The 13,020-nt window shown below is 44.6% G+C and carries 11 protein-coding genes, 3 tRNA genes and 1 pseudogene; 5 read left to right on the forward strand and 10 right to left on the reverse strand.

Features of this window, described 5'->3' with window-relative positions; all coding sequences use genetic code 11:
• Window positions 1-8: 8 nt before the first annotated feature.
• The 4 genes from MDMS009_RS02250 to MDMS009_RS02265 all read right to left on the reverse strand — a co-directional run bounded on the left by MDMS009_RS02250 (window position 9) and on the right by MDMS009_RS02265 (window position 4,909).
• Entirely contained in the window at window positions 9-647 is a 639-nt protein-coding gene (locus tag MDMS009_RS02250) for an MBL fold metallo-hydrolase (RefSeq protein WP_008290239.1), read from the reverse strand.
• A 48-nt stretch (window positions 648-695) separates the two neighbouring features.
• On the reverse strand, window positions 696-1,943 hold the full coding sequence (locus MDMS009_RS02255) for a hypothetical protein (protein ID WP_008290247.1): 1,248 nt from the start codon (window positions 1,941-1,943) through the stop codon (window positions 696-698).
• A 97-nt stretch (window positions 1,944-2,040) separates the two neighbouring features.
• Window positions 2,041-2,412 (reverse strand): hypothetical protein, encoded by a 372-nt coding sequence (locus tag MDMS009_RS02260; RefSeq protein ID WP_237700455.1) that lies wholly within the window; start codon window positions 2,410-2,412, stop codon window positions 2,041-2,043.
• A 106-nt stretch (window positions 2,413-2,518) separates the two neighbouring features.
• Window positions 2,519-4,909: an ATP-binding protein gene (locus MDMS009_RS02265; RefSeq protein ID WP_008290221.1), complete on the reverse strand. Its 2,391-nt coding sequence runs from the start codon at window positions 4,907-4,909 to the stop codon at window positions 2,519-2,521.
• Window positions 4,910-4,990: 81 nt separating this feature from the next.
• Between MDMS009_RS02265 and MDMS009_RS02270 the strand changes: the two genes are divergently transcribed.
• Complete coding sequence (locus MDMS009_RS02270) at window positions 4,991-5,299, forward strand: PilZ domain-containing protein (RefSeq protein ID WP_043887834.1); 309 nt, start codon at window positions 4,991-4,993, stop codon at window positions 5,297-5,299.
• A gap of 5 nt (window positions 5,300-5,304) precedes the next feature.
• Here the strand turns inward: MDMS009_RS02270 and coq7 are convergent, their stop codons facing one another.
• The 4 genes from coq7 to MDMS009_RS02290 all read right to left on the reverse strand — a co-directional run bounded on the left by coq7 (window position 5,305) and on the right by MDMS009_RS02290 (window position 8,553).
• On the reverse strand, window positions 5,305-5,952 hold the full coding sequence (gene coq7, locus MDMS009_RS02275) for a 2-polyprenyl-3-methyl-6-methoxy-1,4-benzoquinone monooxygenase (protein ID WP_043887836.1): 648 nt from the start codon (window positions 5,950-5,952) through the stop codon (window positions 5,305-5,307).
• Window positions 5,953-5,977: 25 nt separating this feature from the next.
• Window positions 5,978-7,036 carry a GGDEF domain-containing protein gene (locus MDMS009_RS02280; protein WP_043887838.1) on the reverse strand — a complete coding sequence of 353 codons (1,059 nt, stop codon included), beginning with the start codon at window positions 7,034-7,036 and terminating at the stop codon, window positions 5,978-5,980.
• Window positions 7,037-7,180: 144 nt separating this feature from the next.
• Entirely contained in the window at window positions 7,181-8,137 is a 957-nt protein-coding gene (locus tag MDMS009_RS02285; RefSeq protein WP_008290217.1) for a chemotaxis protein, read from the reverse strand.
• Window positions 8,138-8,466: 329 nt separating this feature from the next.
• Window positions 8,467-8,553: transfer RNA gene (locus tag MDMS009_RS02290), tRNA-Leu, on the reverse strand.
• Window positions 8,554-8,593: 40 nt separating this feature from the next.
• On the opposite strand from MDMS009_RS02290, the gene rnr reads away from it, so the two are divergent.
• From rnr to MDMS009_RS02310, 4 genes are all read left to right on the forward strand, one after another.
• A complete protein-coding gene (gene rnr, locus MDMS009_RS02295) occupies window positions 8,594-10,762 on the forward strand; it encodes a ribonuclease R (protein ID WP_008290238.1) in 2,169 nt (722 codons plus the stop codon).
• A 97-nt stretch (window positions 10,763-10,859) separates the two neighbouring features.
• Window positions 10,860-10,935: transfer RNA gene (locus MDMS009_RS02300), tRNA-His, on the forward strand.
• 70 nt (window positions 10,936-11,005) lie between these two features.
• A complete protein-coding gene (locus tag MDMS009_RS02305; RefSeq protein WP_008290249.1) occupies window positions 11,006-11,890 on the forward strand; it encodes an HDOD domain-containing protein in 885 nt (294 codons plus the stop codon).
• Between the two features lie 87 nt (window positions 11,891-11,977).
• Window positions 11,978-12,053 (forward strand) — tRNA-Thr (locus MDMS009_RS02310).
• 136 nt (window positions 12,054-12,189) lie between these two features.
• On the opposite strand, the gene MDMS009_RS02315 is transcribed toward MDMS009_RS02310, so the two are convergent.
• The gene (locus MDMS009_RS02315) at window positions 12,190-12,405 is read right to left on the reverse strand and encodes a hypothetical protein (RefSeq protein WP_008290137.1); all 216 of its coding nucleotides are present in this window, start codon (window positions 12,403-12,405) and stop codon (window positions 12,190-12,192) included.
• 35 nt (window positions 12,406-12,440) lie between these two features.
• Window positions 12,441-13,020 (reverse strand): annotated as a pseudogene (locus MDMS009_RS16350) (hypothetical protein); the annotation flags it as partial.

Here is a 13,020-nt window from a genome sequence, read left to right on the forward strand (position 1 = left end):
GATCGTTTTTATTGTCTAAGAAAAGTTAAAAAAGGATTTGATTGTCGTTCCTGCGCCAAAGTCGTCACCGGTCCATGGCCACTGTGAACGCGCAAGTGTCCGGGTAACTGCATCAATTTTCTCAAGCTTTGCTGCATCAACGCAGCGTTGCCCATTGGTAAATCAGTCCGTCCAACACTGCCAGAAAATAAGGTGTCGCCAACAAAAATATCGGTTTCGTCGTAATAACAGCCTTGTCCCGGTGTATGCCCCGGCGTTGATATAAAATGTAGGGTAGTTTCGCCCAGCTGAATCGTATCACCGTCATCTAACCAATGGTCGATTCGACCACAAGGCCGGTTCATATGCGGTGCACCAAACCAATCGCCTTGTTGCGGTAAGGTATCAAATAGAGGCTTTTCCAGCCTAGGCAGATAAGTGTCAACATCAAATGCCTGTTGCAGCTGTGTCAATGCACCAGCATGATCCAAATGACCGTGTGTCAGCAAAATCATTCGTATATCAAGTGAAGGTTGGAGCGAGAGTAAATATTCCGTTTGCTCTATCGTCTCACCTGTATCAATCACAGCCGCCTGTCCGGTAGCTTTGTCTTGAACAAGGTATGTGTTGACGCTAAAAGCGCCAACGGTCATGCACTGAATCTCCATATTTTACTGCCTCAGTGCACTTCCGCAGCGCCCAATTCATTCATAACATCAATCGTCGGTTTGATTCCATTTTTTGCGTGATTCACGCGCCATAATGGTATTTTGTTTAAACCAATTATCTTTGATTTTCTTGGTACGTGCCAAGTCAAGATTCGCCTTCCACCACTTCTGTTTGAGATCAGCATGTGGGTCTGGATGCATATTGGCTTCATACCATTTAGCATGGCTGGCACGAGCTTGACGTAAGTTCGCTTCATACCATTTTTTCTTGATTTCAGTCGTCACTTCCTGACTGATTTCATACCAATGTTTATCTGTTGGCGTGTTATCAAGATTTGCTTCATACCACTTCTGACGTTTTTCGCGCGCTTGTGCCAAATTGGCTTCGCGGAATGCCAATTTCCACTCAGTATCACCCGCTTCGTAAAAGTCGTACCAATGTTTTACGGTAGGCGTATTGTCTAAATTCGCTTCATACCATTTACGCGTAGCACGAACTGACGCTAAAGCAGACTGTAGGTTCGCTTCATACCATTTTTTCTTAGTTTCATAATGGTGAACGATATTTGCTTCATACCAGTGCGTTTCCACAATTTTAGCGGGACGCTGGTTGGCTTCATACCATTTCTGATTCTCGCGGGCTCGGTGTGCACTTTCCGCGAAGTATTTTTGTTTAGCATTTTGCGTACGAACCAAACTCAAGTTGGATTGATACCAACGTTTTTTAAGCTCCGCATGTGGATCCGGATGCATATTGGCTTCATACCATTTTTTTCGCGTGAAACGCGCTGTTTCTAGATTCGCCTCATACCAGTGCTTTTTGGTATCGGAATATTTTTCATCGCTGAATTCATACCAGTGTTTACCGCTAGGCGTATTGTCTAGATTTGCTTCGTACCACTTGGTACGAGTTTCACGTGCCTTCTCGAGGTTGACACGCATCCATGCTTTTTTCACATCGCTATACATTTCTTCACTGAAATGTTGCCAACGTTGCTCTACTTCAGAAGGTTTTTTATTCGCTTCATACCATTTACGAGTTGCACGGACAGATTGAACCGCCTCATGAAGATTGGCTGCATACCATTTTTTCTTGGTATCGAGGTGTTTCACCAAATTAGCTTTGTACCATGGCACATGGACCTGTCTAGCAGGACGTTTATTGGCTTTATACCAAGGTTTGGCAATGATCGCCGCTGGTTTCAGATTGGCTTCATACCATTTTGCACGAGTTTCGCGTGCTGTTTTGAGATTCGCTTCGTACCACTTTGTTTTAATGTCTAGTGTGCTACTCATAATTCTTACCTCTTTGGGTATTAGGTAAAAACGATATTACATGAGTTCATATAAGATAAACAATAAAAAAGACCGCTTTATTGATCTACATCATGGCTTATTCATAACAATGCTTTTCTGCCTTAACCCTTTGCAGAGCGGCGATTTCCTGCTCAATATGAAGCTGTCTTCTATCCTCTTTTTCTGACACTAAGGCTGAATAGCCGAGATAGCCCAACCCCAACCAACCTTCAACAATCGGTATTGAATCAAAAACGACTAATGCAGTGGCTAATTTATTCGTGCCATCGTTGAAATAATCGGGTTTATATGTATAACGATATGGATGTAACTGGTTGATAGCATTATCGATCTGATAACAACTCAAGCTACGCGTCTGTGGTTCAGCCTGCACAATAGGTGGTTCGAAATAAATGGGTTCCGTCGGTACTGGTGGTAGCGTTAGCGCAAACGCTGATTTGATACTCATTACAGCGGTTAATGTGATTAAAAGCTGTTTTTTCATCATTATCTCCAAAGCCTGATTCTAATCAAGCTATCGGTCACAGAGGTAATCACTGCAGTCTGATTTCAATTCATTCAGCGCGTGCTTCTTTCTCATGACGGTGTACATCCGCCCATTTTTGCAAACGTGCGGCCACAGCGGCATTAAAACTGTTTACGCTGAATTCACCATCGGTATTGCGTTCGCCTGCATCTAAGCCGGAGAGCAGTGTCAGTGCATCACTGACATGATTGATCGCATGAATATGAAACTTATCCTTTGCAACCGCCGTGATCACGTCTTGTCTTAACATTAGATGCTGCACATTACTGGCAGGAATAATCACGCCCTGCTTACCTGTCAGCCCTTTCCTTAAGCAAATATCAAAGAAACCTTCAATTTTCTCATTGACGCCACCAATCGCCTGAACATCGCCATGTTGATTCATCGAACCTGTAATCGCGATCGATTGTTTTAGCGACACACCGGCAATGGATGACAATAGCGCGCACAACTCAGCAACGGTCGCACTGTCACCATCGACTTCACCATAGTTTTGTTCGAATACAATGCTGGCAGACATGGAAAGCGGGCTATCAGCCGCATACGTTGTGCCTAAATAGCCACTGAGAATCAGCACGCCTTTAGCGTGGATATCCCCTCCCAAATCGACTTCACGTTCTATATCAACGATATTGTCATCACCAAATCGTGCGCTGGCTGTAACCCGTGAAGGCTGACCAAAGCTAAAACCGCCTAAACTCATCACTGATAAAGCATTGACCTGACCGATTTGGTGACCCGTGACATCAATATCAATGACTTGTCGGTCGATCTGATCATGAATCTGCCCACGTAATCTATCAACGCGGTGTTCGCGCAAGTTGATGGCGTGTTGCACATGGTCTTGTGAGACCACTTTAGCTTCCGCCTGGCCAGCGAGAAATGATGACTCCCTGAGCAGATCTGTCATATCACCAAGGTGAAGTGAAAACTTGTAACTGTCTTCTATAGATCGCGCGCTATGTTCGATAACACGGGCAACCGCGCTACGATCCATCTGCAATAATTTTTCTGTTTCAATGGTGCTCGCCATCATTCTGGCAAACATCAAGTCATTACCCGCTGTGCGCGGCATGTGTTCCTCAAAATCGGCGACGATTTTGAATAACCCCGCAAACTCCGGGTCCATCTCATACAGCAAGTAATAGAGATGGCGATCTCCCAATAAAACAACTTTCAAATCAAGTGGAATCGGTTCTGGCTCAAGCGATACAGTGGCGACGAGGCTATAAATACGTTCCAAAGTATCAAAGCGGACTTCTTTGGATTTGAGAGCGCGTTTCAGCCCTTCCCAACCAAAAGGCTGCATCAGCAACTGCTCAGCATCAATAATCAAATAGCCGCCATTAGCTCGATGTACAGCACCTGCCTTGATTAAGGAGAAATCAGTCACCAATGCGCCCATCATCGCCATATTTTCAACACAGCCTAATAAGGTCTGATGATTCGGCAAATTTTCATAGATAATGGGGGCGCCATGACTTTGACTGTTATCAACCACTAAATTGATTTGATAACGTTTAAGCAAGCTATCTTCAATACCAGCTTCTTCACTGCTTGCTTCTTGTTTGACGAAGACTTCAACATTGTCACGAATATCATTTTGCATCGCATCAAAGTACTGCTGTAATGTTGTTGAACTCGGATAGGCGTGCTTGAGTTTATTAACTTGTTTGCTGATGACTTCAAGTGCCACTTCGTCATTCAAAGCCTGCACCTTTTTCAGATTATCGCGTTCCCATTCGCGTAACTCTAATAAGGTGTGCTGCAGGTCTTCATGCAGGTCGGCTATCGCCTCTTCGGTTTGTTCCTGTTTATGAGCGGGAAGCTGCTCAAACTCTTCGGAAGTCATGGCTTCACCATTGCGCTGAGCAGCAAAAGCATAGCTACCATCCTGCATGCGCAATAACACCACACCTTTGCGATCCGCTTCACTTTGTAAGGTACCGAACAACCTTACACGGTGTTTACGTGCGGCCTCATCCAACGACCGCATACGGCCACGGTAATATTCATCATCAAATGCTTGTGGTAATTCGGTTTCAAGATGTGCTACGACGGCTTCGATATCGTGACGAAGTTGATTACCCTGGCCTGCAGGCATCGACACAACCCACGGTTTTTGAGAGTCAGTAAAGTTATTGAGGTAGGCCCAATCTTTGGCTTTTGGGCGGTGCTTGGCGTGTTCATCCAAAAACCGCTTGATCATCGTATATTTACCCACTCCAGCCGGCCCCATTATAAAGAGGTTATAGCCTTCGGCATCGATATTGACGCCAAAATCGATGGCACTCAAAGCGCGCTCTTGGCCGATGATGGTGGGTAATGTTTCCAGTTCAGCCGTTGAAGAAAAGGTCCAACTGTCAGGGTCACAATATTGATAGAGATCAGAGGCTTGCAATTCAGTGCGTCGTTGCATGGTTTTCCCTGTCCGAATGAGTTACTTTAAGCTTAGGTCAGGAACGCCAGATAGGCAATAGAAATAGCAATGGAGTAAAACATGGCAAGCCATGATTATGACGAGAAACGTTCATTTATCAGAATGCAGGTGAAAACCGGTCTGCGCTTTTCAGTTCAGGGCAGTAACACCACACAACATCAGGGTGTCAGCCATGATTTAAGCGCCACAGGACTTTTAATGGGGTCAGACTTTTCCCCAGAAGAGGGAGATAAGATCACAGTCACCATAGCCACTGACAATGAGCGATTTGAACCTTTTACTGCTCAAGGTAGCGTCATCAGGGTTGAGCCGAGTGACTCAGAAAATCAACGCTATTTAATTTCTGTTGAATTTGATACTGACGAATAACGAGCTTATAGCCAATAACTCGTTTTCGTCATCACTTTCGAAACCAGCCCCATAGCCTTAGTGACAGGCTCTGGCAGCATGGCACCGCCGGCTTCAAGGGCTGCTGTACCATGTTGCTGCTCATCAATTTTCATTTGCGCCAGAATCGCTCGACTTTTCAAATCGTTGTTACTTATGACTTGCAGGTGACTATCAATATGCTTGACCACTTGTTTTTCGGTTTCTGCTACAAAACCAAGACTCCACTTATCGCCAACCTTTCCAGCAAGTGCCCCTATCGTGAACGATCCGAGATACCACAAAGGATTCAAGACACTGCTATGTGAAGATAAAGACGTCAGTCTTTGCTGACACCAGACCAGATGATCGTTTTCTTCTGTCGCTGCCGCTTCCATCGCCGTTCGTACATCAGGCAGTTTCGCCGTTAATGCCTGGCCCTGATAAAGTGCTTGTGCAGAAACCTCACCCGCATGATTAACACGCATTAACCCTGCCGACTGCTTTCGCTCGGCTTCCGTTAATGGTTGATTGTCGTCTAACTTGGCGTCAGGAAAAGGCCTTTGAGTTGTTTCAGGCTTGCCCATCAAAGTAGTCAATGCCTTATCAAATTCCACAATACACTGGTCGAAAAAGCTGAAACTGCGTTGACTCACGTTATCTATCCTGAGTGAATGAATATTAAAACAATTCTACATCACCATGAGCCACTTGTGATGTGTGGTGGATCTTGCCTTGTTCAATAAGTTCTCGATAACTTTGCACCTGATTACGCCCGTTTTGCTTGGCATAATACAAAGCTTCATCCGCTTGGCCGATAACATCTGATGGCGACTGCTGGCCCAACACCTCAACAAAGCCAATACTGGTGGTCACTTGTTTAAGCTGCGGAAATTCATGCTCAGAAATCATTTCTCTTATGCGGTTAAAGGTATGCGCAGCATCTTCTTCGTTTGGTGCTTTAAGTAAAACAACAAACTCTTCACCGCCGTAGCGATACACTAAATCATCATCCCGAATACAGCCAGACGACATCAACCTCGCCACCAGAATAATGACTTCGTCGCCATACAGGTGACCATAGGAATCATTAATGACTTTGAAGTGATCGATATCAAGCACACCCAGCCAGTACTTGATGGCAAAAGAGCGCCTTCTTGAATCATTACTCGATGAAATTTCTTGAGCAAAATGGTCGCTTTGTCTCACTAGCACCTTGGTAATTTCATTATCCAGGGTCTCCCGATTGTACAAGCCCGTCAGTTTATCTTTTTGCGTCTTTTCAATCAGTGACAGATAGTTTGAATACACTCTTAGAATGCTATAAACAAGGCGTTGATCACTGGCAGACGGTACAAGATTAGTGCTAATCAGTAACACCGCAAAGATATCACCGTGGCTATCGAAAGCTGGATAAATAATATTCCAGTCACCATTTTTACCCGCAGCAAGTTCAACATCGCCTTTCGCGATTGCCCGTGATAATGCTTCAGATAAATCTGACTGACTGGGCTGCAACTTAGCGGGTTCATCGGCAGAAACAATGACGCTGTTGACACAAAAGGCCAACAAACTCAGTTCATGGTTATCCGCGTGTTGTCGAACACGAAACAAACGTAAGTCTTGAGCCGGAAATAATTCATTGAGTGTTTTGAGCAGGCTTTTTTCAAGAACATGACGATCATGATGACTCGTAATTTCAGCCAAGTTATCCACGATTCGGATACTGTTATGAATCATTACGCATGCCATCTGTTTTCATTGTTATCTGTCCTTGAACTCCTTATAACGGAGAAAGTGTGAACTACTCCACATAAATTTGACACAAAAAATGTGGTTTTTCAACAAAAAACATTACTTAGTAGTTGATTTTGATGCACAAATTCAATTTTTCACTTTATCTAGATAGGTTTCAAGCGTGTCTGCTAGCTCGCGTGGTTGGAACTTAGGCACATAAGCATCAGCGCCCACGCCCCTACCCATCGCCTGGTTGGCTTGCGCAGTCAATGATGAATGCATGATGACGGGAAGGTGCGCTAAGCGTTTATCCGCCTTAATTTTTTGTGTTAACACATAACCATCCATTTCTGGCATTTCTACGTCTGTTAACACAGCTTGGATTTCTGAGGTGATATCACGCCCATCAGCTTCACATTGGTCGGCCATCTTGCTCAGCAATTGCCATGCTTCCGCACCATTAACCGCGCCAATGTGGCTAACGCCCATCACATCGAGGGTTTTCTTGATTTGCTTGCGAGCGATATTTGAGTCATCGGCAAATAACAGACGATATTGGTTTTTTTCACCTAAATTACGGATACCTTCAAACACGGTCTCGTCGTAGAACTCACCGGCATCTGCCAACACTTTTTCAACATCCATGATCATCACCAGACGTTTATCAGCCAATTCAGCAACTGCGGTGACAAGCCCAGCCAATCGCTTTGAAATTAATTGAGGTGGTTCTTTTACCTGCTCCCAATTTAAGCGTTGAATTGTGTCGACTGAACTGACAAGGAAACCTTGTACATGTGTGTTGTATTCGGTGATCATGAGAATAGACGGATCATCTTTTGACTTGAGTTTGCAAAACTTTTGCAGGTTGATGATCGGCACCATGTCTCCACGAAGACTGACAAACCCTTCAATACCTTCTGGCATTTCAGGTGCAGTAGTGATTTCAGGCACGTTCAAAACTTCACGCACTTTGAATACGTTGATACCAAAAACTTCATTGCGACCAGTGTCATCGCTGGTACCAAGATTAAACAGTAATACTTCTAGATGGTTTGTACCTGCCAGTTTTGTCCGTTCATCTATGGAGTCGATAAAGGTGGCCATAAAAATCTCTCGTTCAGTTGCCAGATCAATGCTTGATGATAAACAACTTAACGGACATTAGGAAAAAATCTTGAGCTAGTCGTGATTTCTGAACAGAGGAAAATAGCTTTAGATAAGGCATAGTGGACAATATAGACAGTGTCTGAAAGGATGACTTTCACTCGGCTTTTCATCAGCAGCTGATTTTAAAAACAATGACTTAGAAAAGAAACGGCCAATGCTATTGAAATACCCGACATAAAACCGAGATAATCAAATAAAAACTAATCAAATAGCTTACAATGTGTGTTTTGAGTAAGGACGGCAACGAATGTTGCTGTTTTCGGAAATGGTGCCCAGGGGGAGACTCGAACTCCCACGTACATAAGTACACTAGCACCTGAAGCTAGCGCGTCTACCAATTCCGCCACCTGGGCAAGAGATGCGCAAAGATACAGAGTGAATGAAAAACTGTCAATGACTAATAATGAGAAAAACGATCCGTTCATAGAACGAGAAGCCGAAAAGTACGACAATCCAATTCCCAGTCGTGAATTTATCCTCACGATACTAAAACAGAATAATGTTCCCCTCACGCGCAAAAGTATAGCCAAGCTGATTGGCATCAAAGGCGAAGAGGAAATCGAAGCGTTGCGCAGACGGCTACGCGCCATGGAGCGTGATGGCCAACTATTGCGCAATCGAAAAGGTGCCTATGGCGTCGTTTCCAAAATGAACCTGATCAGTGGCCGCGTAACAGGCCATCCTGATGGCTTCGGGTTTCTGATCCCTGATGAAGGCGGTGAAGACCTCTTTTTGGGCGAACGTGAAATGCGTATTGTGCTGCATGGTGATCGTGCCTTAGCACGTGTTACTGGTACTGACCGTCGCGGACGAAAAGAAGGTGCCATTGTTGAAGTCACTCAACGCACCAACCAACGTATAGTTGGTAAATTGATTCAGGATGCCAGCATTTATTTCGTGATTCCTAATAATCGACGCATTAGTCAGGACATCTTAATCCCCCCCTCGGATTTGCTTAATGCCGAAGTTGAGCAAATTGTCGAAGTAGAAATCACTGAGCAACCTAATCGCAAACGTTCACCACTTGGCCGCGTTGTTAACGTTCTTGGTGATCATCTAGCTCCGGGAATGGAAATCGACATTGCCTTGCGTGATTTTGAATTGCCCCATGAGTGGTCTGACAAAGCGATGCAACAAGCAGAGCAGTTCGGTGACACAATCCCGACTGACGCGATTGAAGGTCGTCTTGATCTTCGAGACATGCCACTTGTCACGATTGATGGTGCTGATGCACGTGACTTCGATGATGCCGTTTATGCCGAAAAACTGAAATCAGGTCACTGGAAACTATGGGTCGCTATCGCCGATGTGTCTCATTATGTTCATGCCGGCAGTCCTCTCGATGAAGATGCACAAGAAAGAGGCACCTCAGTCTACTTCCCGAGTCAAGTCATTCCAATGCTGCCTGAAGCACTTTCGAATGGCTTATGTTCACTGAACCCTGCCGTTGATCGTTTGTGTATGGTCTGTGAAATGGAAATTAATGAAGATGGCGAGACTGTCTCACATCAATTCCATGAAGCGGTGATGCACTCAAAAGCACGACTTACTTATGACAAAGTCGCTGCGATGCTCGTTGATGGCGATAAACCATTAAAAGATGAATATGAGCATGTCCTGCCTGCACTGGAAACAATGTATGACTTGTTTCAGACCATGCTTAAAGCCAGAGAAAAGCGTGGTGCTATCGATTTTGAAATGACAGAAACGCAATTTCTGTTTGATGATAACCGTAAAATTCAATCAATCGAACCTCGCGAACGCAACGACGCACACCGCTTAATTGAAGAGTTCATGATTGCAGCCAATGTCAGCGCCGCAAAATTCCTGCTGGAACATAAAATTCCGGTTTTATATCGCATCCATGAAACGCCCTCTGCCGAGAAGTTAAGCGGCTTACGTGATTTCCTTGGTGAACTGGGCTTGTTCCTCGGTGGCGGTGATGAGCCGGAACCGCGCCACTATGCCTCCTTACTTGCCACTGCGAGCAAACGTCCGGATGGTCATTTACTTCAGACCGTCATGCTTCGCAGCATGAAACAAGCGGTATATAGTCCAGAAAATGTGGGCCACTTTGGTTTAGGCCTAGAAGCCTACGCACACTTTACATCACCTATCCGTCGTTATCCTGATTTACTGGTACATCGTGCGATACGCCATATTGTTAGTGGTAAAACAAGCAAGAAATGGCGTTATTCAGAAGAAGAAATGGTGCAGCTGGGCGAACACTGTTCTATGACTAGTCGTCGGGCTGATGAAGCCACTCGTGATGTGAGTGACTGGCTGAAATGTGAATACATGCGTGATCGGGTTGGTGAAACCCATCAGGGCGTAATCAGTGGCGTGACGGGATTTGGTTTATTTGTTGAACTGAGTGACATCTATATAGAAGGTTTGGTACATGTTACATCGCTGAAAAACGACTATTATCAGTTTGACGCGACCGGACACCGACTGACCGGTGAACGCACACGTCAAGTTTACCGTTTAGGCGACAGCCTCACTGTTAAGGTCGTTCGCGTCGATCTGGATGATAAAAAAATTGACCTAGAACTGGTCTAAACAGCAGATTTTCCTTGACCAGAAAAATAAAGGCAGTAGAATTACCGTCTTTCTCAAGTACGGGGTTTCCTACCCCGTTCTCTTGTAGTAAATAATGGTGAGTGTAGCTCAGTTGGTAGAGTCCCGGATTGTGATTCCGGTTGTCGTGGGTTCGAGCCCCATCACTCACCCCACTTTTTACTTACTGCATTAATTCCCAATACATGTCTATAATGAGTGCTAGGTCACATTTATGGATAAATCATGTCCGGTCAACTGTCGCTCACAGAGAAAGTGAACGCCGCCTTGCAGCAGCTATCACGTGAAATCGAAGCCAATACGCTTCAACTACCATCGCCTCCCGATAATATTATTACGCTACGCAAGCTTATCCAAACAGATGCTAATGTTGATGTTATTGCCGCCCACCTAAGAAAAGATCCTCACTTATCAGCACGTTTAGTCAAAGTAGCTAATTCGGTACTCTTCACGGGTAGAGGGCATGTAACAGATGTGAAGTCAGCTATTGTCCGCCTGGGCTTATCAAAAGTTCAAAATCTGGTCACCGGTTTTGCCATTACACAACAATTCCTTCGCAGTAAAACCGCCGGCATAGAAACCCAGCTCAGACAAAGTTGGTCAAAATCAAATCAGGTAGCCGGCATTATTTCTGTTTTAGCCAGAGAAAAGACACGTATTGATGCGGATATGGCGCTGTTGGCAGGGCAACTGCACAACATTGGCGAAACACCATTACTACTTCGCATCAACAGCATGACTGACCTCGGTACAAACCCAGAAATGAAAAAAGCTGTTATTAACATGGTTCTTGCCCGCCTCTCAGCAAAAGTCGGAGCAGCGATTTTAAAAAAATGGCATTTCCCCCCCGAAATAGTACAACTACCTTTTGCTGAATCGAACGCCGCAAGTACGGATACGGAAACTGAAATAAATCTCAAAAATCTGCTTTTGATTAGTAAAGAGTTACGTCACTGCAGCTTTACCCACCCCCTATCATCACTACCAGACAGTATTAAGCAGCAAGTGATCTTTCCTCTCTTCTGGGCAGATGAGGATATGGCAATCAATAACTTAAATGATCTCGCCCCCCAAATTCATGAGACGCAAGTGATGCTGAGCTCAGCATAGTCTTCAGCGCGAAAACGCAACAGACAAAAATCTAGCTTTTGGGGCTTGCAGACTCCATATTAGCTACGTATAATGCGCTTCTTCATTGCCGGTGTAGCTCAGTTGGTAGAGCAACTGATTTGTAATCAGTGGGTCGTAGGTTCAAGTCCTATCTCCGGCTCCAGAACATGAAAGGGGTCATGCAATAGCATGGCCCTTTTTTGTTTTGGACATACCAAACCTGTAGTCCTTAGTCTCAATCACGCTGTAGGCCGCCACATGAATTGCGATCTCTCGCCACATGAATTGCGATCTGTAGTTTAATCGTCAGTTGGCGAAACTACTCCTCGCTTAACCAAACGTCTCAGCAAAATCCTAGCGACTTGGTCTGGCTTCATACCTCCAAGAGTGGTGAACTCGACCTCTGGCTTATGAGGGTCACCTAGATCACCATAAACCCGAACCACACCACCAACTTCATGGTACTCAGACTCATAGAGCTTCCCTTCGACCTCAACAGAAACAAAACCAGACATAACAAACTCCAAACTAACTATAGGTAATTAATGATCTATTTAAGCTGCTTTATATAAGAAGTAAATGCAGAAGATTCATCATAACTGCCACCTAAACGATCAAGTGGTTTTAAGTTCTCTCTAGTGAGAAACACTCTGGCAAAGAGAATGATTTGTGTGGCTTTACTGACTAAAGAGTCAACCTCTCTAACCCACTTCGCCCATTTCTCTAAATCTTGATAACTGAGCTGATTTATATCGGCATCTCTCAATTGATTGAGATTGCTTTCAAGCTGAATAACCACCAACTCTCTGATGTCGTTCTCATCATACAAAGCCTCTAAGCCAGCAATTTCAGCAACAGGACGTTCAACATAATGAGGCCTTTCAAGGGTTACATTTTGAGCAGCCTCAATAGCTTCAACCTCTTGCACAGTAGCTTTCACGGTAATTATAAGTTGATTACTCCGTGTCTTGATCATGCTAGACAAGGCTTTAGATATGGTAGGAAATTTATTCTGTTTAAACGGGCTAAGTTTAGAATTAGCCCAATTGGCACCTTTTTCCTGAGCCTTTAGTTCCGAAACCTGTTGTTGAACAGAATCAATATCAAACTCTCTTAATGTGGCACGGTTT

The organism is Methylophaga thiooxydans DMS010 (assembly GCF_000156355.1).
GTDB lineage: Bacteria > Pseudomonadota > Gammaproteobacteria > Nitrosococcales > Methylophagaceae > Methylophaga > Methylophaga thiooxydans.

What these genes read in the sequence shown, in the direction of transcription:
- MDMS009_RS02280 (WP_043887838.1), bottom strand. Translation starts at nt 7,036, where the DNA reads ATGATTCATAACAGTATCCGAATCGTGGATAACTTGGCTGAAATTACG.
- rnr (WP_008290238.1), top strand. Translation starts at nt 8,594, where the DNA reads ATGACTAATAATGAGAAAAACGATCCGTTCATAGAACGAGAAGCCGAA.
- MDMS009_RS02285 (WP_008290217.1), bottom strand. Translation starts at nt 8,137, where the DNA reads ATGGCCACCTTTATCGACTCCATAGATGAACGGACAAAACTGGCAGGT.
- MDMS009_RS02270 (WP_043887834.1), top strand. Translation starts at nt 4,991, where the DNA reads ATGGCAAGCCATGATTATGACGAGAAACGTTCATTTATCAGAATGCAG.
- MDMS009_RS02260 (WP_237700455.1), bottom strand. Translation starts at nt 2,412, where the DNA reads ATGAGTATCAAATCAGCGTTTGCGCTAACGCTACCACCAGTACCGACG.
- MDMS009_RS02250 (WP_008290239.1), bottom strand. Translation starts at nt 647, where the DNA reads ATGGAGATTCAGTGCATGACCGTTGGCGCTTTTAGCGTCAACACATAC.
- MDMS009_RS02265 (WP_008290221.1), bottom strand. Translation starts at nt 4,909, where the DNA reads ATGCAACGACGCACTGAATTGCAAGCCTCTGATCTCTATCAATATTGT.
- MDMS009_RS02305 (WP_008290249.1), top strand. Translation starts at nt 11,006, where the DNA reads ATGTCCGGTCAACTGTCGCTCACAGAGAAAGTGAACGCCGCCTTGCAG.
- MDMS009_RS02315 (WP_008290137.1), bottom strand. Translation starts at nt 12,405, where the DNA reads ATGTCTGGTTTTGTTTCTGTTGAGGTCGAAGGGAAGCTCTATGAGTCT.
- MDMS009_RS02255 (WP_008290247.1), bottom strand. Translation starts at nt 1,943, where the DNA reads ATGAGTAGCACACTAGACATTAAAACAAAGTGGTACGAAGCGAATCTC.